Origin of the sequence: Pirellulimonas nuda (genome assembly GCF_007750855.1) — a bacterium.
Classification (GTDB): Bacteria; Planctomycetota; Planctomycetia; order Pirellulales; family Lacipirellulaceae; genus Pirellulimonas; species Pirellulimonas nuda.
Map to the genome: position 1 here is coordinate 1933894 of NZ_CP036291.1, position 26794 is coordinate 1960687.

Genomic DNA, 26794 nt, shown 5'->3' on the forward strand with positions numbered 1-26794 from the left:
GCGTGCCCGGTTCAGGCCACGGCGGCCCGCCTCGGCAGCCGCCCGCGGGCCGCGGCCAGGGCGAGCAGCACGGTCATCATCAGCCCGGCGCCCGGCTCCGGGACCGAGGCGACGGACGTCAAGAAGACGTTCTGTTGGAGGTCGCCCGCGGCAAGCAGCCCGCCGCTGTTGGCGACCATGATGTCGTGGAGGCTGCTGCTGACGCCGATGCCGTAGAGCGACTCGATGAGCGCCAGGTCGGCGTCGTTCTCGTACCAGTAGCGGTCGCCGTCGCGCAGCCGGCTGAACTGGTCGACCCACATCGCGTTGGCGAGCTCGCCCATGCTGACGCCGTCCAGGTGCGCTTCCGCGAACAGCCCGACAAAGGCGTCGACCTGATCCACGTCGCCGTAGATCGCCTTGAGCCGGCCGGCGAGCGACTGGACCTGCGGCACGTCGGTCAGCACCGCGTCGCCCGGGTCGAAGGCGAAATCGATGACGGACGGGTCGTCGATCCCCACGGTCAGGCTCTCGGTCGACTCGCCGGTGATCTCCATGAAGCTGGTCACCCGCGTCAGGCCGAACGCCTCGCGCATGTCGTTGTAGCTGGCGACGCCGTGGTCGCGGCCGCGCTGGATGTCGATGGCCGCCAGGTCGACCACGCCGTCGAAGTACTGCACGGAGTCCGGGCCGTCGAGCGCGGTGGGATCGTACCCGGGGTTGGGGATGCCGAACAGCAGGCTGCGGAGCTGGTTGTCGATGAGGTGGTCGTTTTTGTACTGCGCCTCCGAGCTAGCCGCGGCCAGGATCGTCTCGACGCCGAACGTGTCGACCAACTCCGGGTTGAAGTAGGCGCGGTTCAGCGGGACGGCGATGCCGACCTCGCTGCCGTTGACCTCGACGTTCAGGCCGTAGGCCTGGAAGGCGTCGAGCTGCGACTGGGAGAACCGCCCGGCTTCGACCTCCATCTCGATCTCGCCGTGGATCATGCTGTGGGCGCGGTAGGCGACCGTGGCGAACTCGTTGGAGATCGCGGCGTTCACGCCTGGGTCGTAGCCGTTGTAGGCGCCGACATCGACCCCCAGGGCGGGGAGGAACTCCTGGTAGGTGATGGCCTGCTGCTCGGCACCCACCACTTTGCGGGCGATCTGAAACTTCTCTTCCTCCGTGAGCGAGGTGGACGAGAGCTGGTCGACGATGCGGTTGTGTTCGCGGACGAAGAGCGTCTGCAGGCTGGTGAGGGCGATGTTCTCGTTCGCGCGGACGTCGCCGGCGATCCGGCGGCTGTCCGGGTCGCCGAAAAGTTGGCCGTCGATGTCCATCCCCGGGGCGGACGAGGCGTCGCCGCGGCTGGTCGCGGTCGGCAGGTACTGCTGGCCGTTGACGGTGCGCGTCAGCAAGTAGGCGCTGTTGTTGCTGAGGTCGCCGTCGACGGGCCCTTCACGGAGCCACTCGAGGCGGTCGTCGGCGCCGCCGTAGATGGCCCAGCCGTCGATGTAGGAGCTGACGGTGTTGGTCTGCTCGCGCGGGTTCGCGGCGTCTGTGCCCGTGCCGACCGACGCGGCGACGCGGGAGAAGGGGATGGCCCCGAAGCTGTTGTTGAACTGCTCGAGCGGGTCGGAGCCGTCAAACGCGATCGGGGCGTTGCCCAGAGACGCGGTTGGGAGCGAGGGGTCGACGCCCCCCTTGAGGCCGATCGTGTGGTCGATGAACTGAGCCCAGGCCCAACCCATCTGGGTGACGCCCTGCTCGTCGAAGATGTTCACGAAGTCGTCCTGGAAGACGCGGTTGCTGATGTAACGCGCGTTCGGCAGGTCGCTGTCGCTGAGCATCTCGCCCACACCGTCCGTGTACCAGGTCGTCGCCTGTCGCAGGTAGGGGGTGTTGGACTGTCCTTGCGTGGCGTCGGACAGGTTGTTGCCCGAGCCGTCGAGGCTGCGGGTGTCGAGCGCCAACTGGGCCTCGGCGGCCCCGCCGAGGCCGGCCACGATGGCGATCGTGGCCGCACGAATACGGGCAGAAATCATTGTGCTCTCTCTGTTTGAATGGTTCCGTAGGTTGTCCGCGGAGGTAGCGCCGGCGCCCGCTTGGGGCGCTCAGCCAGACCGTGCAACGGCTCCCGACGTTGGACGGCGACGCGACTGTGGCGGACGTGAGTTGGTCGTCTGCGGCTTCTGCTCATCTCCTGTGGGGTTCGTTCGTGGGAAAACGACCTTCGTATTCCGGGCTGCCTGCGGTGGCGGCAACCCGAGCGAAGCGTTGATTAGTCGAATAGCAGCGCGTATTACGTGAAGAACGCACTCCGCGCAGCCCGGTCTACAGGGCGGATGAGAATCTCCGCCGTTTCGCGGAGTTTTTTTGCCGCGCGACCGGCCGGGAACTGCGTCGGCTACCCGCTTGCCCGCCGGCCGGTGTCGGCGACAGCCGCGGCGCCTCCATCGCACTCGGGGCCCCGATCAGCGATAATTGCCGCCGCCGCCGCCGTTGCCGCTCCCCTCGCGGGGGACGCAGGCCAGGTTCGGCCGGCGCCACTGTCACGCAACTACAGCTTCAAGGACACCTTCTGACCATGACCACCCACCACCGAATCGGCATCATCGGCGTCGGCGCCATCGCAGAAGTCCACGCCCTGGCGGTCCGCGACACGCCGGGGGCGGAGCTGGTTGCTGCGTGCTGCCGCACCGAAGCGAAGGGGAGGGCGTTCTGCGAGAAGTACGGCGGCGATTGGTTTGCGTCTGCAGAGGCCCTGATCGAGACCGCCAAGCCCGACGTGGTGTGTGTCTGCACCCCCAGCGGCGCCCACCTCGAGCCGACCGTGGCGGCGCTCCAGCACGGCGTGCACGTGCTGTGCGAGAAGCCGCTGGAGATCGACCTCGATCGCGCCCGGCGGATGATCGCCGCGGAGCAGGCCTCTACCGCCCGGCTGGGGGGGGTCTTCCCGCAGCGGTTCAACCCGGTGGTCTCTACGGCCCACGCGGCGGCCGCGGCGGGGCGGCTGGGGAACCTGGCGGTCGCGTCGGCCTACGTTCCTTGGTGGCGTGACGACGCCTACTACGCCCCCAGCCGGTGGCAGGGCACGATGCGGCTCGACGGCGGCGGCGCCCTAATCAACCAAGCGATCCACGCCGTCGACGCGATGCAGTGGCTCGCCGCCGCCGCGGGCGCCGGCCCCGCGGTCGAGGCGTTCGGCTACACCGCCCAGCGCGGCCACGCCGAGGGGGCGATCGAGGTAGAGGACACGGCGGTCGCGTCGATCCGCTTCGAGAGCGGCGCATTGGGTCTGGTGCTGGCCTCAACCGCGATGTGGCCCGGCGGCGCGATGCGGATGCACGCCGGGGGACGCGACGGCACCATCGAGATCCACGAAGAAGAGCTGGTCACCTGGCGGTTCCGTGAAGAGCTCCCCGAAGACGAAGCCACGCGCACGCGGTTCGGCGACGCACGGGGCGCCGGCGGGGGCGCCGACCCGATGGCGATCAACTACTCCAACCACACCCGCAACCTGGCGGACTTCCTGTCCGCGATCGACGAAGGCCGCCCCTCGCTGATCGGCGCCGCGGAGGCGTGCAAATCGCTGGCGATCATCCGCGCCATTTATGCGTCTGCAGAATCGGGCCGCCCGGTTGCGATCGAAGCAATTGCCTGACGAAGAGCTCTCGCAGAGGCGTGGAGCCGCAGAGGAATAACCAGAGGGCTTGGACCGCAATGAACTCTTGCGCGTTGATCGGCGAACAATGGCAGATCACGCTTTGGGTCCAGGATGTTGGCCGCCCGTGTCCTCTGCGTCTCTGCGCCTCCGCGAGAGACTTCCTTCGGTCGCCGCGGAGCTAGTTGCTCGTCCACAGCCCCAGGGCCGGGTTGCGGATGAAGTAGAACGGATTGCCGTCCGGGGCGTCGTGCCAGCCGTCGGTGAGCCGGTCGGTAATGCCCAGCGCCGCGGCCGCCTCGGCGTAGGGGCGGTGGTTGTAGCCGACGCCGCGGACCTCCTCGGCCGTGAGCCCCGCCCCCGTGCAGTAGGTGACGTCGAACCTCCCCTCTGTCGAGCCATGGATCAGGTGGGCCGTGGCCGAGAGGTTGCCGGCCAGCTCCGGGTCGGTTTCGAGTTGCGCCAGCGCGTCGGGCGTGCCGCGGTACCCGTGGCGGCGGATCAGGCGGTCGATCGTGGGGTCCTCGCCAAAGGTATTCACCTCCGGCGCCAGGACGATCAGCTCGCTGCCGTCGGCCATCGCCTTGCGGGTGCGGTAGATCGCCTTGTTGCCCAGCCAGGTAGACGAGAACTCGTGCGGGTCGAGCCACACCACCGCGCGCTCCAGCGGGCGGTCGACGCGGGTGACGTTCAGTTCTCCGGAGAGCTTGGCGCCCCAGTAGAAGGGCGCCTTCCCCTCGCCCGCCGCCAGCCCGCGCAGCCTGGGCCCCTGCGGCGAGTCCTCGACCACGCTCAGCACAAAGCGGACGTCGGCCCGCGGGCGGACGAACTCGTAGAACCCCTGGTCCACCAGTTGGCGGACCGGGTTGTCCGCGGTCCCCAGCACGCGCTCGATGCCGCACACCGCGCCCAGGAAGTGCGACTGGTGCAGCATCGCGCCGCCGCCGCAACCGATGCAGATGTTCTTGGAGTGGTTCGCGAACCCGATCACCTCGTGCGGCACCACCTGGCCGATCGACAACGCCAGGTCGTACTCGCCGGAGACGATCCGCCGGTTCACGGCCACCTCCACCGCGTCGGTCATGCGTCCGCCGGACAGCTCCGACAGGCGGCTGCCGGGGATGACGCCCAGTGGCGTGAGGTGGTTACGCCAGTCGTGGGCCACGTAGCGGTCGAGCGGGATGTCGTTGCCGAACATCATCTCGAGCTGCGCCGGCTTCATCGCGTGGTGCGTCCCCAGGGCCGGCATCACGTCGATCTCTACCTGCTGGTGCAGCCGCCGCCACAACGCCGCGGTGATGGGCCCGGCGAACGAGTGGAGCCGCGTGTGGTCGGGGGGCAGCAGCAACAACCGCTTGACGCCGGCGCCCTCGACCCAGGCAGAAGCGATCTGGTCAACCGCGGCCTCCACGCGCTCGGGGCTCAGGCCGGCCGGCCCCCCTTCGAGCTCGAACAATGAGGGGGCGTCTGCGGGGCTTTGCGCCATGGATAAGTCTGGGGTGGGGCGGGAGGAAGAAATCGAGCAACGCTAGATAACGATTCTCTCGCAAACCCGCGTAGGCGCGAAGACGACGCGGGGAAGACCCGACGGCGTCTGTGGCGTCACCTTCTCTGCGTCTTTGCGCCTCTGCGAGAGACCTACTTGCAACAAGCTGGCCTCTATTGCTCCAGCAGCGTCGCTACATTTCCGCGCAGCAACCGGTTGGCGTCGCGCTCGATGGCCGCGGGGGTTACGCGCCAGCCAGCGGCGGCGAGGTCTTGGTACTTGTCAGTGAGCACCTTGGCCAGCACCGCGCGGCTGTGATCCCACTTGTACAGCAGTTGCTCCAGCACCCGGGCGTCGGAGTGTTGCGGGACGAACGTGGGGCCCAGCAGCTCGAGCCGCATGCGGGTGGTTTCTTCGATGAGCGACGGGGTGTTGATGAACCACCAGCAGCCGAACGGCGTGAGGTTGCTGAACTTGCGCGCCGCCACGGCCAGGGCGTGCTGGTTCTCTCGCGCCAGCAGCGTCGCCATGATCCGCTGCTGGGGGAAGTCGCGGCACAACGCCGCGAGCGAGTCGACGTGCGTCACGCCGATGCCGTCCCCCGCTTGCCGCAAGGCCGGGTTCACGCCGCGGGTGACGCCGATCATCAGCGCCAGCGGCAGGCCGTGCTCGCTGCAGGCGGGCACGATCGCCTCGGCCAGCACCCGGTTGCCGGGGCCGTCGGCGGGGTAGCGCCACTCGGGGGGGAGGCTCATGGCGCAGTACACCGGCTTCATCCGCCCGATCCACTCGCCCAGGAACCGGCGGACCGCGTCGATCGAGCCGGCCGACGCTTGGGCGTCGACCGCGTAGCCCCAATCGCGCAGCCGCGGCGCAGCTGCGGGCCAATCGACCACCAACGGGTCGAAACGCAGCACCGCCGGGAACCGTGGGTCGCGCGCCACGCCCCCCTCGGCGAGCCAACGCCCCCGCTCGTTCTCGTCGAACACGTCGTTGGTCATCGTCACCGTGTCGACCCCGGCTAGCTCTAGCACGCGGTCGACCTGACCGGCGGGCGTCTGCTCGGCGAACCACCGGCGGTGACCGGCCAGCGACTTCTCGTTGGGGTCGAGCCCCAGCTTGGTGAGCGTCGTGACGACCCCCCGGCACGCCTCCGACACAGGCGTCGCGTCGACAAACAGCTTCTGCCAGATCAGGTCGGCCTGCTCCGACCGCGACCGCGCGTAGAACGCCTCGGGGGTCACCTCGGGCGCCTCGCGCAGCACCTCGGCGATCAAGTAATGGTAGGTCACCAGCTCGTCGACGCCCCACAGCATCAGCCCGTGGGGGTCAGGGGTCACGCCGCGGCCCATCGGCGTGCCGAACTCTGGCGGGAAGAGGTGGGTGTGCAGGTCCCACACCGGCGCGGCGCCAACAGCCCGGCTCACGGCTTCTGCGAGTTTTTCAGGTGCAACGCCGGTTGCTTGGTGCTGTGAATCGGCCATAGTCTTCGGAAATAGGGGCAAGGGTCGCCCGCCGGTAGTAACCGGCGTCACATTGCACCAAAATACCCGCCGGCGCCGTTCAGCGGTACCTTCGGCCGGCTGCTTAACAGCCTATTACTCGTCGGCATTTCTAGAGAAACAACCATGCCCAATCACATGTTCGATCTATCAGACCGCGTCGCCGTAGTGATCGGCGGCACCGGGGTGCTTGGCGGCGCGCTCGCCGAGGCCCTCGGCGCCGCCGGGGCCAAGGTGGCGGTCTGTGGCCGCAACGCCGAGCGCGGCGCGGCGCGCGTGGCGGCCCTCTCCCAGGCGGGGGTCGAGGCGCTGTTTGTCGCGGCCGATGCGTCCAATCCCCAGAGCCTGGCCGCCGCCGCGGCGACGGTGACCGCCGAGCTGGGCGCGGCCAACATCCTGGTCAGCGCCGCCGGCGGCAACCACCCCGCCGCCACGCTGGCGCCCGGCGCCGACTTCTGCGACCTGCCGACCGAGGCGTGGCGCGACGTGTTCGACCTGAACCTCGTCGGCGGCGCGTTGCTCCCCGCCCAGGCCTTCGGCCGCGCGATGCGCGACAGCGGCGCCGGCAGCATCATCAACATCGCCTCGATGGCCGGCATGATCCCGCTGTCCCGCGTGGTGGCCTACTCGGCCGCTAAGGCGGCCGTGCTGAACCTCACCCAGTTCCTGGCCCGCGAGTGGGCCGAGGCCGGCGTCCGCGTGAACGCCCTCAGCCCCGGCTTCTTCCCGGCCGACCAGAACCGCCGCCTGCTCATGAACGAAGACGGCGGCTACACCGAGCGTGGCCAGCAGATCATCGGCCACACGCCGATGCGGCGCTTCGGCCGCGCCGAAGAACTCGGCGGCGCCGTGGTGTGGCTAGCGTCCGACGCGGCGTCGTTTGTGACTGGACAAAACATCGTGGTCGATGGAGGATTTTCCGCCACCACGATCTAACACGCCGCGGGCGTTGTAGCGACAATGTACGGCTCGCGTTCTCAGTGGCGTCAGGTCTGCTTCGATTGAGCGCGTTGTTGCCTTACCGCTTCTTCTCGAATCACGGGGCCGCCATGCTTCGCTTCTTGTCGCTGCTGCTGGTTCTCGCCTGGATCGCTCCCGGCCTGGCCGGTCCGCCCAACGTGCTGATGATCTTTGTTGACGACCTCCGCCCGGAGCTCGCCTGCTACGGCGCGGCGCAGATCCAGTCGCCCAACATCGACCGCCTGGCGGCGCGCGGCGTGCGGTTCGATCGGGCCTACTGCAACGTGCCGGTGTGCGGCGCGTCGCGGGCGAGCCTGATGACCGGCCTCAGGCCGACCCCCGAGCGGTTCCTCGACGCCGCCACCTGGGCCCAACGCGACGCGCCGGGCGTCACCACACTCAACCAGCACTTCAAGGACCACGGCTACTCCACCAGCAGCATCGGCAAGGTGTTTCACCACCCGGAAGACTGCGAAGGGGGTTGGACTCTCCCGCCGTCTCACCCCGGCAACGGCGAGTGGCAAGCGCCCGCCAGCCTGGGGCCGGCCGCGCGACGGGGCGGCAAACGCGGCCCGGTGACCGAGGCCGCCGACGCCCCCGAGGCCCAATACCGCGACGCGCAGGTCGCCGCCGAAGCGATCTCGCGGCTCGACCAGCTCGCCGGCGAAAAGGAGCCGTTCTTCCTGGCGGTAGGTTTCTACAAGCCCCACCTGCCGTTCGTGGCGCCCAAGAAGTACTGGGACCTGTACAACGAAGCCCAGATCCACCTCCCCGACAACTACTACAAATCGAAGGACGCTCCGGCCGTCGCCTTCCACAACTCAGGCGAGCTCAACAGCTACTCCGGCGTGTCGAAGTCCCGGCCCCTGCCCGAGGACGAGGCCCGCCGGCTGATCCACGGCTACTACGCCTGCGTCAGCTTTGTCGACGCCCAGATCGGCCGCGTGCTAGACGAGCTAGATCGCTTGGGGCTGGCCGAGGACACGGTCGTCGTACTCAACGGCGATCACGGCTGGAACCTGGGGGAGCACACGCTGTGGTGCAAGCACTGCTGCTTTGAAACCTCGATGCGCACACCGCTGATCATGGCGGGCCCCGGCGTGGCCGATGGCCGGTCGACCGATTCGATCGTCGAGTTCGTCGACCTTTACCCCACGCTCTGCGCGCTGACGGGCCAGCCCGCCCCCGGCCACCTGCAGGGCCGCAGCCTGAAGCCGCTGCTGGCCGACCCATCGATCGACTGGCCCGGCGTGGCCATCGGCCGCTTCCGCACCGGCGAGACCTACCGCACCGACGGCTTCCGCCTCACGCAGTACACCGCCCCGGGCGGCCAACCCCAGGGCCGGATGCTGTACGATCACGAGGCCGACCCCGACGAGAACCAGAACATCGCCCCGGTCAATCAAGCCGCCGTCAAGCAGGTCGAGGCCGCCGCCCGGGCCTACCGCAACACGGCAGGTCAGGCTGTGCCTGACAAGCCCCGCCAATAACGATTCTGCGTCCTACCCGGCCCCGCCGCACGCTTCGCCATGAACAAGCGCTGCATCGCTCTGCTAGGGATGGGGCACACGAACCTAGAGATCGCCCGCCGCTGGATCGACAGCCCGCTGCCCGACTGCCGGCTCGTATGTATCTCGAAGTTCGGGTTCTCGACCTACTCCGGCATGCTGCCGGGGAGGCTTGCGGGTCAGTTCGATGCCGGCGAGATGGAGGTTCGACTGGCGCCGCTGGCACGCCGTGCCGGGGCAGAACTGGTCTTGGACGAGGTGGTGGGGCTGGGCCCCGAGCAGCGGACGCTCTGCTTCGCCCATCGCCAGCCCCTGGCGTTCGACGCGCTGTCGATCGGGGTCGGCTCGATGCCCGCGGGCTGGGACGACTTCGACGCGCCCTCGCTCGTGCCGATCAAGCCGATGCAGACCTTTGTCGAGCGTCTTGAGGAGCGGATCGGCTGCTGCGGCGCCACGCCCCGGTGTGTGATTGTCGGCGGGGGGGTCGCCGGGGTCGAGGTGGCCCTCTGCCTCGACGCCCGCCTGAGGGGCCGCGGGCCCGCGGCCCCGCGCTTGGCGATCGTCACTGCTTCGGATCAGATCGCCGAGGGCCTGTCCGAGGCGAGCCGGCGGACGCTGCGGAAGGTGTTGGCGGGGCGGTCGATTAAGGTCGTCACCGGTTTGCGAGTCGCGGGGGTCGACCCCTCGGGGGTACGCGACCAGCATGGTCGTGCCGAGCCCGCCGACGTGATTATCTGGGCGACCGGCGCGGCGCCGCCGCCGATCCTCTCTCGGCTCGGCCTCCCGACCGACGAACGCGGCTTCCTCGCCACCGGGCCGACGCTGCAATCGACCGGCGGGGCGCCGATCTTCGCCGTGGGAGATGCAGGGACCGTGCTTTCCGACCCGGCGCCCAAAGCGGGGGTGTTTGCGGTGCGTCAGGCCGACACGCTCTGGAAGAACCTGCGGGCGATCGCCGCGGGCGAGGCGCCACGCGCAGAGTTCGATCCGCAGGCGGCCTTCCTCAAGATCCTGAACACGGGCCAGGGCCGCGCACTGCTCGACTACCGCGGCTTCTGCTTTCACGCCCGCTGGTGCTGGCTGCTGAAGTGCTGGATCGACCGGCGCTTCATCCGGCGCTACCAATAGCTGGCAGCTCGGGTCCGTTCTTGCCGTGCTTTGTTGTCGAAAATGGCCACCCGATCGCCGACAATGGGTCCCTGCGCAGCGTGCAGCACACGGCCTTGGCGCCTACGGTCCGCGCAGCGGGCCGTGGGAGTGAGCGCTCCCTTTTGTCCATCTTGTGTCCGATCGATGCTCCCTTTTGTCCGGTCCGATGTGTTCGCGTCCCCTCCGTTGGGGGGAAGTGGACAGCGTCTCGGGCGCCGGGATCGTCGTAAGTCGTTTGTGGGTGAGCGCTGGAGGAGCGTCGCAGCAATTGTGTCCGAAAAAATTGCGCCCCGGACGGGGGACAAAAGGGACAAAACCCTCGCCGGCGGCTGGCCGCTCGCGCAGCGCCCCGTGCGAGCCGGGTCGTCCCCGACCCCGGCAAACCTTCTGCAATCGTCAAGCTCCCCCCAGCCGGCAGACGATACCACCCCCAAGGGGCGACGTGCGCCCGCGACGCGTTTGCCGCTACCACCGCTGGCGCCGGTTCATGATCCGTATTGTTTCGCTACTGCTGCTGGTTGCGCTGGCGCCCTCGTTGGGGTGCACGCGGGCGCACTACCGTCGGCAGGCGGACAACGCGGCGAGCCTGCTGATCGCGCAGAAGGCGGCGCCCGTGGGCGCCGACCCCAGCGACCTGTCGATCGCCATCAACCCGGCGTCGCGGATGTACAACGTGTACGACCCCGACCGGCCCCCGATGCCGCCGGACGACCCGGTCAGCCACATGTACCTCGAGCGCGTCGACGGCAAGCGGGGTGCCCGCTCGAGCCGGCTGGCGCCGCGGACGCCGTTCGTCGAGAGCCCGCAGTGGCGGGCGATGGTGCCGCTGGACGAAGAGGGGATGCTGGTGCTCGACTCCAGCCAAGCGGTACGGGTGGCGCTGCTGCACTCGCCCGAGTACCAGTCGAACCTGGAAGACCTGTACCTCTCGGCGCTGGACGTCTCGTTCGAGCGGTTCCGGTTCGATTGCCAGTTCTTCGGCGGGACCAGCACCTTCTACACCGCCGACGGCCGCGTGCGGAGCGGCACGGGCGAATCCTCGAGCCTGCTGAACGTCTCGCCGCTGCGGCCGGGCAACCGGCTGCGGGCGGAGCGGCTCACGGCCACCGGCGGGCAGTTGGTGGTGGGGATGGCCAACTCGCTGATCTGGCAGTTCGCCGGTCCCAACGACTACACCAGCACCACGCTGCTGGACTTCTCGATCATCCAGCCGCTGCTGCGGTTCGGCGGGCGGACCCGCGTGCTGGAGCGGCTGACGATCAGCGAGCGGGCGCTGCTGGCCAACGTGCGGACGATGGAGCGTTACCGCCGGGGCTTCTACCTGAACGTGCTGACGGGGCGCAACGCGGGCCAGGGGCCGTCGCGACGGGGCGGGTTCTTCGGCGGCGCGGGGCTGGAGGGCTTCACCGGCGTCGGCGGCGGAGGCTTCGGCCGGGTGGGGCAGTTCGGCAACTTTGGCGGCGGCGGTGGCCAGGGGTTCACCGGGGGCGCCGGCGCCGAAGCGGCCGGGGGCTACTACGGCCTGCTGCAGTCTGCCCAGGTGCTGCGCAATCAGTTGGCCAACGTCGAGGCGCTGCGGGAGAGCGTGGAGCAGTTGGTGGCTACCTACGACGCGGGGCGGATCGACCGCTTCCAGGTCGACCTGGCGAGGCAGGCGCTATTCAACGCGCAGAGCCAGTACCTGCTGGCGCGGGCCAACTACCAATCGCAGTTCGACAACTTCAAGATCACGCTGGGGCTGCCCCCCGACATCCGTTTGAAGCTGACCGATCCGATGCTGGAGCAGTTCGAGCTGCGGTCTGCCGAGCTGGTGGAGCTGCAAGGCGAGGTGAACCAATCGACCGTGGCCCAGACCGACCCGCCCCAGGAGCTGCCGGGGCAGGGGGGGGCGCCGCTGGAGGCCCCGCCGGCCGACGGCTCGGCTGTCGAGCCGCTTCCGCTGCCCCCAGGGGTCGCCGAGGCGGTGCCGGCCCCCGTGCCGAGCGGCCGGTTCGAGAAGCTGGCCGCGCAGGCGGCCGAGCAGTTCGCCTCGGTCGAGCAGGACTTCGCCAAGCTGCAAGAAGTGCTGCCGCAGCGGCAGGCGCACCTCAAACTGCTGGCGGACCGCCCCGAGGTGGTCGAGGCGGGCATCGATCCCGCGCTGCTGTCGGCCGAGGGGCTCGACCGCCGCGTCGAGGCGCTGCGGGCCGACCTGGACGCCACGACCGAGCGGTTCGAGAAGCTGGTCGCCTCGGCCAGCGAGCCCGCGCAAGCGGGCCTGTCTGCGAGCCGGGCCGAGCGGGCCCGGACGCGCGAGCTCTCTGGGCTGCTGCTGGAGCTGTCGCTGCTGCAGGCGCGGGCGCGGCTCGACGCGATCGACATCGAGCCGACCGAGCTGACGCCAGAACAGGCGTTGGGCATCGCCAGCCGCAACCGCCGCGACTGGATGAACGCCCGCGCCAGCCTGGTAGACGCCTGGCGGCTGGTGAACTTCAACGCCAACGACCTGAAGAGCGACCTGAGCCTGATCTTCAGCGGCGACATCGGCAACGTTGGAGACAACCCGTTCGACCTACGCAGCACCAACGGCCGGTTGCGCGTGGGGGTAGAGTTCGACGCGCCGCTGACCCGCGTGGCCGAACGCAACGTGTACGTGCAGGCGCTCATCGAGTACCAGCAGGCCCGGCGCAGCTACTACCGGTATGTAGACGGCGTCTATCAGGGGCTGCGAGCCACGCTGCGGCAGATCCGCCTGAACGAGATCAACCTGGAGCTGCGCCGCGCTGCGGTGCTGGTGGCGATCGCGCAGGTGGACATCACCCAGCTCCGCCTGACCGAGCCCCCGCGCCCGGGCGAGGACGTGGCGTTCGGCGACACCACCGCTCGCGACTTGGTGAACGCGCTGGGCGACCTGCTGAACGTGCAGAACGACCTGCTGAGCGTGTGGGTGAACAACGTGGTGCAGCGGATGAGCCTGGAGTTCGACCTGGGGCTGATGCAGCTCGACCAGTATGGGATCCGCGTGCCGCTGCCGGGGCCGCTGGCGTCGTACGTGGGGCCCCCGTGCTGCGGTCCGTCGCTGGAGTTCGACGGCGGGGTGATCGTCGGGGTGGGGCCGGAGTGCGAGGGCGTTCCCGGCGGGGCGCCGGTAGACGGAGAAGCCCAGCGGGGCGACGAGGTGGGCGACGAGGCCCCGTACGAGGGGGCCCAGGAGCTGCGCTTCCCGGTGGAAGCGGCCTCGTACCAGCAGCCCGTGCTCAAGTCGCCGTTCAGGCGCCTGCCGGAAGTGGTCGTCCGCTAGCGGCCGTCCCAGCCGGGCGATTTGGCGGTCGTCGCCCGGCGGGGGGTGTTGTCGTGCACCAGCAGGCCGATGTGGCCGACGAAGTAGGTCGAGGTTTCGGCGACGACCAGGTTGTACGCTTCGGCGGGCGACACGGGGGCGGACTCCATCACTTCGGCGTCACCGGCGATGTGCTGCAGCCTGTCGCCGACAACCAGCTCCTTGGCCATCCGCCAACCCTGGCCAACGACCCAAGCGGGGTGGCCGAGCGTCATCTCGATCTGCTCACCCGCCACCTCGATTCGCAGCACGGGGCTGGGGCGCCGGACCGTCGTGTCGAGCACCGGCTGGTAGCCGAGCTCGCCTGTTTCTACATCCTGAGAAAGGACAAAATCTCCGGGGCGGAGCGACTCGATCGGCTGCTTACCGGTTTTGGTCCAGACGGGGGTGCCGCCGGTGAAGCAGGAGGGGACAACGATCCCTTTGGGGCATCGGTAGCAGTTGTGTCGGGAGTGAACATCCTCTTGATGGTAGTAGGGGCGATCGAACCCTGTCTCGAACTCATTAAGCCCCTGCCACCACTCCCACCATTGTTGTGGATCGTCGCCAAGCTCGTGGCCTGTGGCCCCCGTAAGCACTCCGGTCAGTGCGTCGTTGCGACTCTGACGGTATGAATTCCGCTCAGCGACCTCCGTGGCCAACGAGGTCGCTCGGTTAGAGAAGCTGGCAAGCGCTCGATCGACGTCGTGAGACAGGTCGTGTAATGCCTGACGCAAGCGGTGTTCGGCAGAAACCTTCCCCGCTGTGAGCGCCTTGGGCCGGGTCCAAAACAGCGGTCCCTCTAGATCATGCGCCCAAACTGAGTCACGAATCTCCAATCCATAATCGGCCTCGCGCCCCGCGACCTCGATCTCGGCCTGATAGTGAACGTCGCCGCCAGGCGTAACGCTCACGTTCTGCCACAGCTCGACCTTGGGCTGAAGCTCGTCCAGCAGCATCGGTACGAAGTTGTGCCAGGGGCGTTCGGCGAGCTGCCAGGTGGCCTCGTTCCGCACCTCCTCGAAAGGAGAAGCGAGCGCATGCCGGGCCAGCGACTCGGTTGCGGCCTGGTCCGAATGGGCAGAGAGCGCCTCAACAAACGCCAACGAAAAACGGCGTCGGGCGTCGGCGTCGCGCTGCCGCGCGGGCGCCGGCGCAAGGCTGACTTCTTCCATCGCCGGGATCGCTTCAAGACGATCGAACGTGCGCACCTCGTCGAGCGCCAACTGCGCGTCGGGCGTGTCGTCCCGTGCGATCCGCGCCTCCCATCCTGCCAACCGCGACTTCGTTTCCCGGACCGCGCGGCTGCGTTCGCGCTGAGCCTCGCGTCGCTGGGCGACCTCGTCGTTGAGAACCAGCTCGCCGCCGATCCAGCGTGCGTCCAACGCGTCCAGCGCCTCGCGGCTGTCCGGCTGATTCTGAAGCAACATCGTCCAGTGGTAGCGGGCCTCGTCTTTGAGGCCGCGGTCGCGGCACCAGCGGGCGGCCTGCAGGTGGGCGGCGGGGCTCTCCTGCCACTGCTGCATGGCCTCGGCGCGTTCTTGCAACAAGGGGTTCTCGGCTGCGCGCCGCTGTGCGTCGGCGACCGAGACCCACTCGCCGTCGCACGCCACCTGGCCCGACTGCCAGCGGGCCGGCGCGTAGTCTGGGGCGATGCGGACCGCCTCGGCCAACAGCTGGGCACGGCTGGCGTAGTCGCCCTGGACGCCGGCCGCGATCGCCTGCCCGACCAGGCTAGCGGCGACGTCTGTCGGGCTGCCCTTTGTTGTGCTGCTGTTAGCGGCGAACGAGCAACTAGCGGCGCCAACGCAAAGCACCGCCGCCACGAACCTGGTCCTGACCATGACCCTATGCTCCTATCCAGCGCGTAACCCAAACCGCAGATTCTTACACGGTTAGTTGAGCATTCGCGGGCGCTGGAGGCAACTATTCCCACAGCACCGAGTGTATCTTTTTGAGCCGGCCCGCGGGGATTTTTACCTCCTCGCGGTCGTAGGTCATCAGCCCGTTGATCTCGCCCTCAACGTCGGTGGTCTGCGTGTAGACGCCCGCGGCGATCCCCTTCTTCTTGAGCTCTGCCAGCTCGCCGAGCGTCTTGCGGTAGCGCTGGCGGTACTCCTGGAGCGACTTGGGCAGGCCGCCGTAGCCCCAGTTGCGGCTGTCTTCCTTCCAGAGATGCCCCTTGACCGGCCAGCCGTGACCGCCGAACTCGCCGACGACTTTGATGTAGTCCTCGAACCTGGGGTCCGCGAGCGGGAAATCAGGGCTGGGGTAGTTGTGGTGGTCTGCGACCTGACCGACGGGCCAGAAGTTCCCACCCGAAGCGACGTTCACCGGACGTGACGGGTCGTGCTTGCTGAGCCACTCGCCCACCTCGATGGTGTTGTGCTGCCCCCACGCCTCGTTGAAGGGGACCCAGACGGCGATCGCCGGCGAGTTGCCCAGCGTATCGACCATCTGCTGCAACTCGGTCATGTACTGCTGGTGCGCCTCCGCGGGCCAGTCGGCGTCTTCGGGGTTGGGCGCCATCCGGGTCCACGCGGGCGACTTCGGATCGGGCATCGCGGATACTTGGTCTTGCCAGACGAGCATGCCCAGCTTGTCGCAGTGGTGGTAGTAGCGTCTGGGTTCGACCTTAATATGCTTGCGGATCATGTTGAAGCCGGCTTTCTTGAGCCACCCGATCTCCCACCGGGTCGCCTCGTCCGACGGGGGCGTCAGCAGCCCGTCTGGCCACCAGCCCTGGTCGAGGGGCCCCCAATGGAAGATTGGCTCGCCGTTGAGCGTGAACCTCAGGTTCCCGTCGGCGTCCCGCTCCTTGCCCAGGGTGCGGATGCCGGCGTAGCTCGAGACTTCATCGAGGGCCTGGCCTTCGGCGTCGAGGAGCTTGACCTTCAGGTCGTACAGCGTCGGCGAGTTGGGCGACCAGGGCTTGGCGTCTGGGATCGGCAGAATCACTCTCCCTTCACCCACAGCCGTCGCCACGGCTTTGCCGTCTAGCATCGCGGTGACTTCTACCCGGCACTTATCGTCTCCTGTCTTGGCGGTGACGGCGATCTCACCCTTGGAGGCGTGGGTGTCGATCTTCAAGCTCTCGATGTGCCGATCCGGAACCGGCTCCAACCACACGCTCTGGTGGATGCCCGACACGCGGGTGTACCAGATCCCCTTCGGGTCGAGCCGCTGCTTGCCGCGCAGTTGGTAGCCGCCGGTGGCGTCCGTGACGCGCACGACCAGCGTGTTCTCGCCCGGACTAACTGCCGAGGTGATGTCGAACGAGAAGGGGAGGTTGCCGCCGACATGGCGGCCGACCTGCTTGCCGTTCACCATCACCGTGGCGGCGTAGTCGACCGCTTCGAAGTTGAGCAGCAGCTTGCGCCCTTGCTGCGGCTTGTAGTCGAACGTGCGTTGGTACCAGAGCGTCTGCTCGGTTTCGAGCAGCTTGCCGACGCCCGACAAGGCCGACTCTACCGCGTAGGGCACAAGGATCTGGCCGTCCCATGCGCTGGGGGCGTCGGCGGCGTCCTTGCCCCGGATGGCGTAGTCCCATAGGCCGTTGAGATTGGTCCACTCCGGGCGGCTCATCTGCGGGCGGGGATACTGGGGCCAAGCGTTGTCGGGCGCGACCTCGCGGCCCCAGCGGGTGAGCATGGCGCCCTCGACGGGCTGCCAAGCGCCGGCGGGGGCAGCCAGGAGCAGCAAGGCAAAAGCTACTAGAAGGCGTGAGGCGCTTTTCATCTGCGGATGCTTCATCGGTGGGTGATTCGGGCGCCGGCGTGCTCGGTGGGTGAAATCCTCAGTTGTCTGCTAGGTTGCAGCCGCGGTCTTCCGGCGTTGGTTCTTCGGCGCCTTGCCCTCACCGTCCTTGCCGCGTGGCAGCTCCTCTGCTTCGGATTTGGGCACGGACGCTTCGAATCGGCGGATCAGCTCTGCTTGCGAGGGGTCGCCCGCGAGGTTGGTCCACTCGTACGGGTCTTGCGAGTGGTCGTACAACTCCTTGCCGCCGTCCGCGTAGCGGATGTAGCGGTGCTGCCCCTGTTGCAGGCTGTGGTTGCCCTTGTGGAAAGTGGTGAGCGCCGGCGTTTGCCAAGGGGCGTCGGGGGCCTTCAGCAGCGGCGTGATGTCGAGTCCCTCGACGTGCTCCGGCTTGGGGATGCCGGTGAGCGAGCAGAGTGTGGGATAGATGCTCATGTGGTCGACCGCCGTGCGGCACACGCCCCCCGGGTGGGTCAGGCCCGGCACACGCCAGATGTACACGCTGCGGCAGGCCTCTTGCCAAAGAGAAAATTTCCGCCAGTGCTCTTTCTCTCCCAGGTGCCAGCCGTGGTCGCTCCACAGCACCACGATGGTGTTGTCCTTCTCGGGCGATGCGTCGAGCGCGTCGAGAACACGCCCGACCTGCACGTCGCAGAACGCGATGCTGGCGAGGTAGGCCTGCACCGCTTCTTTCCAGCGGCCCGATTTGAGCATCGCGGCGTGGTCGCCGTTGGGCTTGGCCATCCGCTGGCCGGCGGCCGGAACGTCCGCCAGATCGTCCTGCTGGTGCGGCGGGAGCTCGACCGACTCCAACGGAAACATGTCGAAGTACTTCTTGGGAACGCACCAAGGCATGTGGGGCCTGAAGAGGCCCACCGCCAGGAAGAACGGCTTATCGTGCGGGGCGCCGAGCTGCTTGACTGCGTAGCTGGCGACCTTGTAGTCGTTCATCTCTTGGTCGGCATTGGCGAGCGGGGCGAAACGGATGCCGCCAACGCCGCCCCCATTGGCGGTTGGGTGCAGCTTCATCGGGTCCCGCGCGTCCTTGTGGTACTCGGTCCACTCGTCGGGGCGGTGGGCGCTGCCGTGGTAGATCTTGCCGGCGCCGTACACGTCGTAGCCGGCCGTGAGGAACTGGGTGGTGAGCGTCTTCTCTTCGGAGATCACCGGCATCCAGTCCTGGCCGTTGTCGTACACACCGGTGCTGCTGGGGCGCAACCCCGACATGAGCGCCGCCCGCGACGGGTTGCAGGCAGGCGCGGCGCAGTTGGCTGAGGTGAAGGTCACGCCAGACGCAGCCAGTCGGTCCAGGTTCGGCGTTTTGGCCTGCCGGTTGCGGCCCAAGTGACCGACCCAGTGGTTGAGGTCGTCGATCGCGATGAACAGCACGTTCGGGCGATCGGCTGCCTGGGTCGTCGCGGCGACGCACCCGAGCAGTAGGGTGATTGCGAGGGGGTTGCGCGACATAGACGGGGCCTCGGCGGACGTGGAAAGAAGCAAGGCCGTATTGTGATTGCGCAGGACGCTGCCTGCAATAGCCGCCGCTCAATCGTGGCGCAGGGCGATAATCGGGTCGAGGCGGGCCGCCCGGATGGCCGGGTAGACGCCGAAAACGACCCCGACCAGCATCGAGATCACCAGCGACACCGGAACGGACCACCCGACGACCTGCGGCACGGCGTTGCGGATGAGTTCTGGGATCGCCTCGAACTGCGCCGGCGCGAAGCGTTCCAGGAGGGCGCGAGCGCCGAGGTACATCAGCGGCCCGCACAGCCCGATCGCCACCCCAAGCAGCCCCCCCACGGCGGACAGCACCACGCTCTCGGTGAGGAACTGCTGGACGATGTCGCGGCGTTTGGCGCCCAGGGCGCGACGGACGCCGATCTCGCGGGTGCGCTCGGTGACCGTGGCGAGCATGATGTTCATGATGCCGATGCCGCCGACGACCAACGAAATCGCCGCGATGAGCCCCAAGAACACGATGAACATGAGCTGCGTGGCCCGTGCTTGCTCGAGCAGTTCTAGCGGGACGGTGATTGTGTAGTCGGGCAGGGAATGTTTGGCGGCGATCGCCTCGCGCACCACGTCGGCGGTCTTGATCACGTCGTCCTTGTTCGCCACCCGGAGGGTGATCTGTGAGATCTCTTGCAGTTCCTGCTCGAACGTGCCCGGTTTGGTGATGATCAACAGGTCGCCGATCCGCCGCCAGAGCGTCGTGATCGGGATGTAGACGTCGGCAGAGAAGTCCTCGGCCGCGATCGACCCGCCGACGCCGGCGGTCGCCATGCGTTCCTGCGCGACGCCGACGACGGTGTAGAACTCTTCGTCCACCATGATCGCTTTGCCGAGCGGGTCCCGACCGGGGAACAGCTTGTCGGCCACCTTCGCCGCCAGGACGCAGTGGTTCCGCTCCTCACGCAGGTCGGCGTCGCTGAGGAACCGGCCGTCTCCTTTGCGAACGTCGATCCGCACCACCTGCGCGTAGTCGGGAGTCGAACCCACGAGCCGGCCCTGCTGCTTGCGGGTCCCGGAGCGGAACTCTTGGGAGAGGACCCGCATCGGCAGCGCGCCCCCGGGCGATTCGAGCGTTGGGATCGTCAGCAGGCGGAGGTAGTCGTCGCGCGTGAGCCCGTAGCGGCCCCCTTCGAAGTCGTCCGTGTTGGGCTTGATGGAGCGGACGATGATGTTGCGGGCGCCGAGGCCCGCGATTTGTTCCTGGGACGCTTGGCTGATCCCTTCGCCGATCGCCAGCAGCCACACGACGCTGGTCACGCCGATCAAGATGCCGAGCACCGTCAGCCCCGACCGCATCGGGTGGACCAACAGGCTCTTGGCCGCGAGCGATACCGTGTGCAGCAGGCGTTTCATGCGGAGCGCTCCACGTCCGACACAATCTCACCGTCGCGGAGCATGATGGTCCGCCGGGTGCGTTCGGCGACCTCGTCTTCGTGGGTCACCAGGATGATCGTCCGGCCTTCGGCGTTGAGTTCGTCTAGCAGGTCGAGGATCTCGCCGGTGGTTTGGCTGTCGAGGTTGCCGGTAGGCTCGTCCGCCAGGATGAATCTTGGGTCGTTCACCAGGCTGCGGGCGATGGCGACCCGCTGCTGCTGGCCGCCGGAGAGCTCCATCGGCCTGTGCCCGAGTCGTCCGCTGAGCCCGACGCGGTCGGCCAGCTTTCGGCAGAGCGCTGCTGAGTCTTTGCCCAATCGGTTGCTGTAGTAGAGAGGCAGCTCGATGTTCTCAAGAACCGTCAGCGCGGGGAGCAGGTTGAACGACTGGAACACCATGCCGATCCGCGTCGCCCGCGTCTCGGCGAGGCGGTCGTCGCTCATGTGGGCGACGTCGTCGCCGCCCAGGATGAACGACCCGGAAGTCGGCCGATCGAGGCAGCCCAGCAGGTTGAGCAGCGTGCTCTTGCCAGAGCCCGAAGGGCCCATGATCGAGAGGTACTCCCCTTCGGGCGCCTGGAAGCTCACGCCACGCAGCGCGCGGACCACGCCGCCCCCTACCTGGTAGTGCTTCTGGAGGTGGCGGATATCGGCGGCAAGCATGCTGGGCAACAAAGTAGATGGAGACGCGGGGGCGAACCGCGTGGGCCGACACGCCGCTTGACTAGCGGGCCGGCAACGCCGCGTGGAGCGCCAACCGGCTAGGCCGCCGGCGTCGATTCGGCCTGTGCCGTCCGTTCGGCGGTGGGCTCTGGTTCGGCGACTCCGGTGCTTACCGCCTGCTGGGCCTTCTCCGCGGGCAACTCCGGCAATGAAACGAAACGGAGCAGCTTGCGCGGGTTCACCGCTACGTGGTCCGCAAGATCGAGGCCGTTCTGGATGACGTAGAAGCGGTCGTTGGTGGGGCCGCACTCGACACGCTGGGCGACCAGGGCGCCGTCGCGTGCGACAAAGCAGTAGCTGTCTGGGCCGTGCGAATACACCGCCTGCACCGGCGCTTGCAAGACGTTTGGTGTGAACATCGACTTGATGGTCACCGACGCGGTCATGCCGGTGCGCAGCTCGGTGGTGTCCCCTTCGATACGGATATACGCCATGTACTCCTTGACGTTTGCCTTGCGCCAGCCGGAGGGTTCGGCGTATTGATTGACGCGTTCCACCACGCCGCGGATCACGGCCCCATCGACGCCGATCGGTCGGATCAAGGCCGGCATGCCGGCCTTGACGTACTGCACCAGCGACTCGTTCACCTTCATCTCAACCCGCATCGTCGAGAGGTCGGGGAGCCGGATGATGGTCTGCCGTTCGCGGACAACGGCGCCCTCTTCTACGATGAAGTCGTCCTGCCCGCCGCGGTCTCGCACGTGAGAGTACTTCACCACGCCGGCCGACGGCGCGACGATGGTGCAGGAAGCGATCTGTTGCTCGATGTCGCGCAGCTTCTGTGCTTCTAGCTCGTAGCTGTTCTGCGCCGCGCCCCATTTGGCCTCGTTGATCGCGATGTCGCTTTCGAGCGTCTTGACCATCTTGGCCTTGGTGAAGTCTTCGAGCACCATCAGCTTGGTCTTGGCGGCGTCGAGCACCTTCTTGGCCTGCTCGACCGCGAACTCGTCCGCCTCGATCTGTTGTTCGCTTACGTAGCCTTTGGCGCCGAGCCGGTTGCTGTAGGTCAAGTAGTCGCGCGCCCGGCTCAGGTCTTCCTCTGCGACGAACATCTCGCTCTCAATTGTTTGTCGCTCTTGGATAAACAGCCCCTGCTGGTACTCCTGTTTCGCGATCACGGAGGTCTCGAAGAGGTTGCGGGCCTCTACCTCCGCCGCCTTGGCGGTGTTCACCGCGATCTTCTGGATCGTGCGGTCCGCTTCGAGGGCGGCGGAATCGAGCTGGACGAGGAACTCGCCCGCATCGACCACGGCGCCCTCGGGCACGATCTTGAGGATCGAGAGCCCGTTCGACCCTGCGGGGTTCTTGACCTCCGAGCGGATCTCGACGTCGCCGACCGACTCTACCTCGCCCCGTTCGGTGATCGCGAGTTCGAAGTCGCCCCGATCAACCTGGTACAGCACGGCCTCGTCGATGGCCTGCGTGGTCGACTCTGGGGCGGCGAGCATCACCCAAGCCGCCGTGACGCCTGCTGCGAGCAGCAAGCCAGTCAGGAGCAGTTTTCCTGCGGCGCCGGCGCGCCGGATCTCGACCGAGTTGGGGCCTGTCGGCTGGAGCATTGTGTTGCTGGAGGAGGGGAGGGAAGCGGAGACTCGATTATAGGGCGCCGCCAGTCGCCCCGGCCAGCTCAGACGGTCGATTCGCCCGACAGCCGGCCCGCTGTGCAGCGGCGGCCCTCCAACGATGAAACCCCGCAAGCGACGTCGGGCGCCGATCGTTCAGCCGGCCGGAGGATCAGTCCGTCAAGCGACTAGTCTCGGAGTCGGGCCCCCCAGGGCTCGAAAGCACCGAGATGGCTCCCACCGCTATACCGGCGAGCGCCAGCAGGTACCCAGCTCCCAGCGACCCGTCTCCCGATAGCACTCCCGCGAGCCCGACCAGCAGCACCAGGCCGATCAAGCCCAGCGGGACCAGAACCGCGGCTTTCGGCACGGCGGCCAGCCGAAGTGCGTTCAGCAGTCCGATCAGCAGCAGGCCCGCCGCTGCCCCGGCGAGCAGCCACATGGGGGCTTTAAGGGGCCCCAGCGACAGGGTGCCGTTCAGCCCGGTCGCGGCGATGGAAAAGCCGGCGGGCATGGGGAGATTGAACCCCATTTGTTCACCCGGACCGCCGCCAAAATTGAACTTGGCGTTGTGGATCGTCACCCATTCCAGGGGGAGCGAGGCTAACAGCATCGCGATCGAGGCGCCGATAGCGATGGCTTGGTTGGTGACGCGCGGCGGCATGGCACGATGGTCTCGGGGGGAGTCGGGAGGTTCTGGTGCAATTCGTTGCAGGGCCGGCGATCTTGCCCTCCGCTACCGCGGAACCATTGTGAACTGCACCACGTCGATGTGCCCCGATCGGAAGTGGGCCGCGCAGCCGGTGAGGTACTTCATGAAAAAGGCGTACCCTTGCTCTCCCTTGATGGCGACCGCCTCGTCGTGGCGGCGCTCCAGGTTCGCCGCCCAGGTCTCCAGCGTCCGCGCGTAATGGAGCTGCAGCGACTGGGCGCGTTCGATCCGGAATCCCGCTTTGGTGGCGAAGTCCTCGATCACACGCGGGTCGAAGAGTTGGCCGCCGGGGAAGACCTTCCGCTGAATGAACTTGCCGAACAGCACGTTCTCGTGAGTCACCTCGATCCCCAGCGAATCTAGCCGAGGGAAATCGAACGCGACAATCGTGTGCAGCATCATCCGCCCGTCTGCCGGCAGCAGCCGGTGGGCCGTTTCGAAGAACTGGGCGAACCGCTCCCGGCGGAAATGTTCGAAGGCGCCGATGCTAACGATGCGGTCGACCGGCTGATCGAACTCTTCCCAGCCGGCCAGGCGGATCTCGACCTTGCCTGCCTCCGGGGGTAGCCCCTTCATCTTTTCGCGGCAGTGCCTGGCCTGCTTCTCGCTGAGCGTCAGCCCGATGACGTTCACGCCGTACTTGGCCGCGGCGCGGTACGCGCAGGCGCCGTACCCGCAGCCGATGTCTAGCAGCGTCTGGCCGGGGCTGAGGTCGCACTTGCCGAGGGAAAGATCGAGCTTGGCGATCTGTGCTTCGCCGAGCGACATGTCGTCGCGCTCAAAGTAGGCGCAGCTATAGACCATCTCGTCGTCTAGAAACAGCGCCAGCAGGTCGTCCGAATGATCGTCGTCGTAGATCGTCTGGACGTTCTCAAAGAAGGGGGTTGTGTCGCTCATTGCGGCTCCCGCCAGAGGTGGGTGGTGTTTCCCGTAGTGTAACCAACTAGCGGGCCGGTAGGAGACCGCGATTCGGCAGCGGCGCCCGGGCAGAAACCGCACTAGCCGACGGGCTACGCCCCGTCGCAGCGCCGCGATTACCCCCAGTGTTTCCTTGTGCCCCGACGGGGCGTAGCCCGTCGGCTTGCCCTGAATTCTCCGTTGCTCCGCGTTGGTGTTGCCGCTACTCTCCGCGCGGCGGCCGGAACTAGAGTGCGCCCTGCGGCCCTGCCGCTAGCGGCGCCGTCAGTGCTAATCAAGGTGACTTCAGCGGTTTCACCAATCGTCCGGCCGGTTGGGAACCGACGAAATCGGTGTGGGCGCCGTTGATCGGCGCCGAATCGTACATTTATTGAGCAAAGCCCGCGGGGCGACCAAGCCATGGCATACCGACTGCGAACCCGATCCAAGCTACTGATCCTGGCGCTCCTGGCGGTCTCCTGCGGCCTCGGCACGGGGTGCCAGTCGCGCCAGCGTTGGGCGATGTGGAGCCCCTTCTCGAGCACGCCGAAAGACGAAGCGATGCTCGCCCGGACGTCGCCGCAGCTTCCATCGGAGCTGGCCAAGGCAGCAGAAAAGGACGCGGGCAAGCCGGGCACGTCGGCAAGTTCGACCCTCGCTTCGGCGCCGCCGTTCAAGCCGGGGAGCAATCTCCCGACGCTGCCGCCAAGCGTAACGGCCGCTCCTGGCAAGGTTCCGGCAGCGGGCTACGCCAAGACCGAGTCGCCCTCGGCGGCCGCGGTGGCCGCGAATCCGTCGGCCTCGCCCTACGATCCCAATGGATACCGCGCCCCTGCGGCGGCTGCCGCAACGACGCCGATCCCCGATCGCTACGGAGCGGCGCCGGTTGCGGATCGCTACGCGTCTACGTCTACGGCTGCCGCGCCAGCCGCGGGCTACGCCCCGCCCGCGGCCGCCAATCCCGTTTCAGCAGCGGTCAGCGCGGTGGGCGATCGTTACGCGACTCAGGCGTCCAACCAAACCGACATCCCCGCGGGCTGGGCCATCCCTGGTGCGACCCCAGCCACAAAGACCGCTGCAAGTGCTGCCGCGGCCCCGGCCGCAACGGCGCCGGCGCAATCCGTTGCGAGCGCTGTTAAACCGTCGGTCCAGTTGCCCGCGTCTGCTGGCCAGTACCGACCGGGTGGCACCTCTACGTATCCGACAGAAGTAAGCGTCGCAGACCGGCAGGGCGCGCCGACCTATCCGACCACTTCAACCACGCACGGCGCCACCACGCCGGCCGGTTACCGGTAGCGGGAGATGCGGCTGGGGGACTACCAGCCCATCACCATGTTCGACTCGATCGCCTTGCGGGCCTGTTCGAGGTCCACGCCGGTCTCGTGCATGTACAGGCGGATGGCGTGCACCTTGTCTCCTTGCGCCTTCGATAGGCAATCGCGCGCGGAGTCGCACACGTCCGCGGCGTTTGGAATGCCCAACGCCGCCTTCGAGATGACCCAGGTGTCACGGGGCCGTTTGGTGAGTCGGATCACCCTCTCGCTGGGGTAGGCGTCTGTGACGATCGCCGAAGCAGAATCGCTGTCCTGGGCCCACGAGATAATGATGTGGTTGTCCGTCTCGATTTCGAAGAGAGGCATCCTCAGCTCCTTATTCAACCCCGGACCAGAGCAGCATCGCCCGAGCAAAGCCGCTAGTCCGTTGCCAAGACTCCAGACGTCGGACCGGTTTGGGAACGCTCACAGCAATCCCCTGCCGACGCCTTACCGCCCCGATAGTACGAAACCGGGCGTGGCAAAGTCAACAATTGGCGGGGCAGCCGCGGGAAGCAGCACGTTCGAGCCGCCGCTACAAGCCGGTTCAGCGGGACGGATTGCCCCCCCGGTATGGACAAACTGGGCGCCACCGGCCGCCCGGGCGCTGTAGGCCGCAGAATCGGCTCGGGAGAGCAGGCTCTTGGGGGAATCCCCGGGCAGGCTCTCGGCGATCCCACAGCTCGCCTGGGCCCCTAGCCCGGCGGTCAGGGCGTCGCGCAGGCGAGTCGCAGACTTGCCCGCCCCCGCCGCGGAGGCCCCCGGCATGACCACGACAAACTCCAGCGAGCCGTAGGTGGCTGCATAGTCGCCCGAGCGCAGGTGCTTTTCGACCAGACGGGCCGCCTGGGAAGCGAACTTCCGCACCCCGGCCGCGGCGTCGGCGGTCTGGGGGGCCTCGATGCACACCATCAGCACCGTCAGCCCGTCGGCGCCTCCCTCTCGGGCGGCAAGTAGAGACGCCAGGGTCACCTCCAGCATCCGGCTGTTCGGGAGCCCCGTCGCGGGGTCGGTCCTCCCGCCCGTCAGGGCGGCAAGCGCCTCGGACTGCTGGCGGATTTGCTCGTAGGCAGAACTGACCTGCCCGGCGAGCTGGAGGGTCGGCTCCAGAGCCTGTTGGGCTTCGTCCCGTATCCGGCGCCACGCGTCCGGATCGCTCCTCGTTTCTGCGTCCCGCACGCCGGCGCTAAAGCGATCGACGCGCGAACGGTGCAGCGCAAGATCTCGCCGCAGCGAAGCAGCGATCGATTCCAGACGCGCAACGATCTGAGTGGCGCGGCGCACTTCGTCGCACGGCGCAGCGGCCTGCAGACGCGCACGCTGCATGCGGCCTACCAGGTAGCCGATCAGGGCCACCGCGGCGAGCGCGACACTTGCAGAGATTCCGACGATTGGGGTCACGGCGAGAGCTCGTG

General features: G+C 67.7%; 19 protein-coding genes. 6 read left to right on the top strand and 13 right to left on the bottom strand.

All coding sequences use genetic code 11. The features are described from left to right. Positions 1-11: 11 nt before the first annotated feature. Positions 12-2006 carry a peroxidase family protein gene (locus tag Pla175_RS08070; protein ID WP_145282975.1) on the bottom strand — a complete coding sequence of 665 codons (1995 nt, stop codon included), beginning with the start codon at positions 2004-2006 and terminating at the stop codon, positions 12-14. A gap of 542 nt (positions 2007-2548) precedes the next feature. On the opposite strand from Pla175_RS08070, the gene Pla175_RS08075 reads away from it, so the two are divergent. Next, complete coding sequence (locus Pla175_RS08075; protein ID WP_145282977.1) at positions 2549-3625, top strand: Gfo/Idh/MocA family protein; 1077 nt, start codon at positions 2549-2551, stop codon at positions 3623-3625. Between the two features lie 181 nt (positions 3626-3806). Here Pla175_RS08075 and Pla175_RS08080 read toward each other — a convergent pair whose 3' ends face one another. Together Pla175_RS08080 and Pla175_RS08085 are read right to left on the bottom strand one after the other, a co-directional pair. Further along, positions 3807-5111, bottom strand: a complete 1305-nt coding sequence (locus Pla175_RS08080) for a lactate racemase domain-containing protein (RefSeq protein WP_145282979.1) — start codon at positions 5109-5111, stop codon at positions 3807-3809. A 173-nt stretch (positions 5112-5284) separates the two neighbouring features. Then, positions 5285-6538, bottom strand: coding sequence for a glucuronate isomerase (locus Pla175_RS08085; protein WP_145282981.1), 1254 nt, complete (start codon positions 6536-6538; stop codon positions 5285-5287). A 201-nt stretch (positions 6539-6739) separates the two neighbouring features. Between Pla175_RS08085 and Pla175_RS08090 the strand changes: the two genes are divergently transcribed. The 4 genes from Pla175_RS08090 to Pla175_RS25870 all read left to right on the top strand — a co-directional run bounded on the left by Pla175_RS08090 (position 6740) and on the right by Pla175_RS25870 (position 13510). Next, positions 6740-7549 carry an SDR family oxidoreductase gene (locus Pla175_RS08090; RefSeq protein ID WP_145282983.1) on the top strand — a complete coding sequence of 270 codons (810 nt, stop codon included), beginning with the start codon at positions 6740-6742 and terminating at the stop codon, positions 7547-7549. A 113-nt stretch (positions 7550-7662) separates the two neighbouring features. Further along, complete coding sequence (locus Pla175_RS08095; RefSeq protein WP_145282988.1) at positions 7663-9063, top strand: sulfatase; 1401 nt, start codon at positions 7663-7665, stop codon at positions 9061-9063. 39 nt (positions 9064-9102) lie between these two features. Then, positions 9103-10209, top strand: a complete 1107-nt coding sequence (locus Pla175_RS08100) for an FAD-dependent oxidoreductase (RefSeq protein ID WP_145282990.1) — start codon at positions 9103-9105, stop codon at positions 10207-10209. A 508-nt stretch (positions 10210-10717) separates the two neighbouring features. Further along, on the top strand, positions 10718-13510 hold the full coding sequence (locus Pla175_RS25870) for a TolC family protein (RefSeq protein ID WP_197527340.1): 2793 nt from the start codon (positions 10718-10720) through the stop codon (positions 13508-13510). Here Pla175_RS25870 and Pla175_RS08110 read toward each other — a convergent pair. The 8 genes from Pla175_RS08110 to Pla175_RS08145 form a co-directional block, all read right to left on the bottom strand. Continuing rightward, on the bottom strand, positions 13507-15372 hold the full coding sequence (locus tag Pla175_RS08110; RefSeq protein ID WP_145282992.1) for a polymorphic toxin-type HINT domain-containing protein: 1866 nt from the start codon (positions 15370-15372) through the stop codon (positions 13507-13509). The genes Pla175_RS25870 and Pla175_RS08110 overlap by 4 nt on opposite strands. Before the next feature lie 82 nt (positions 15373-15454). Next, positions 15455-17230: a glycoside hydrolase family 2 protein gene (locus tag Pla175_RS08115; protein ID WP_231954262.1), complete on the bottom strand. Its 1776-nt coding sequence runs from the start codon at positions 17228-17230 to the stop codon at positions 15455-15457. A 105-nt stretch (positions 17231-17335) separates the two neighbouring features. Next, a complete protein-coding gene (locus tag Pla175_RS08120) occupies positions 17336-18751 on the bottom strand; it encodes a sulfatase (RefSeq protein ID WP_145282997.1) in 1416 nt (471 codons plus the stop codon). A gap of 78 nt (positions 18752-18829) precedes the next feature. Next, entirely contained in the window at positions 18830-20152 is a 1323-nt protein-coding gene (locus Pla175_RS08125) for an ABC transporter permease (protein WP_145282999.1), read from the bottom strand. Then, complete coding sequence (locus Pla175_RS08130) at positions 20149-20835, bottom strand: ABC transporter ATP-binding protein (protein ID WP_145283001.1); 687 nt, start codon at positions 20833-20835, stop codon at positions 20149-20151. The genes Pla175_RS08125 and Pla175_RS08130 overlap by 4 nt, the downstream gene beginning before the upstream one ends. A 98-nt stretch (positions 20836-20933) precedes the next feature. Continuing rightward, the gene (locus tag Pla175_RS08135; RefSeq protein WP_145283003.1) at positions 20934-22454 is read right to left on the bottom strand and encodes an efflux RND transporter periplasmic adaptor subunit; all 1521 of its coding nucleotides are present in this window, start codon (positions 22452-22454) and stop codon (positions 20934-20936) included. Positions 22455-22629: 175 nt separating this feature from the next. Continuing rightward, positions 22630-23121: a hypothetical protein gene (locus tag Pla175_RS08140; protein WP_145283006.1), complete on the bottom strand. Its 492-nt coding sequence runs from the start codon at positions 23119-23121 to the stop codon at positions 22630-22632. Between the two features lie 72 nt (positions 23122-23193). Continuing rightward, a complete protein-coding gene (locus tag Pla175_RS08145) occupies positions 23194-24066 on the bottom strand; it encodes a class I SAM-dependent methyltransferase (protein ID WP_145283008.1) in 873 nt (290 codons plus the stop codon). 420 nt (positions 24067-24486) lie between these two features. Here Pla175_RS08145 and Pla175_RS08150 point away from each other — a divergent pair, with 420 nt between their 5' ends. Further along, the gene (locus Pla175_RS08150) at positions 24487-25362 is read left to right on the top strand and encodes a hypothetical protein (protein WP_145283010.1); all 876 of its coding nucleotides are present in this window, start codon (positions 24487-24489) and stop codon (positions 25360-25362) included. 20 nt (positions 25363-25382) lie between these two features. Here Pla175_RS08150 and Pla175_RS08155 read toward each other — a convergent pair whose 3' ends face one another. Both Pla175_RS08155 and Pla175_RS08160 read right to left on the bottom strand, forming a co-directional pair. Then, complete coding sequence (locus Pla175_RS08155; RefSeq protein WP_145283012.1) at positions 25383-25706, bottom strand: DUF6793 family protein; 324 nt, start codon at positions 25704-25706, stop codon at positions 25383-25385. Positions 25707-25829: 123 nt separating this feature from the next. After that, positions 25830-26780: a GGDEF domain-containing protein gene (locus Pla175_RS08160; protein ID WP_145283015.1), complete on the bottom strand. Its 951-nt coding sequence runs from the start codon at positions 26778-26780 to the stop codon at positions 25830-25832. Positions 26781-26794: the final 14 nt, after the last annotated feature.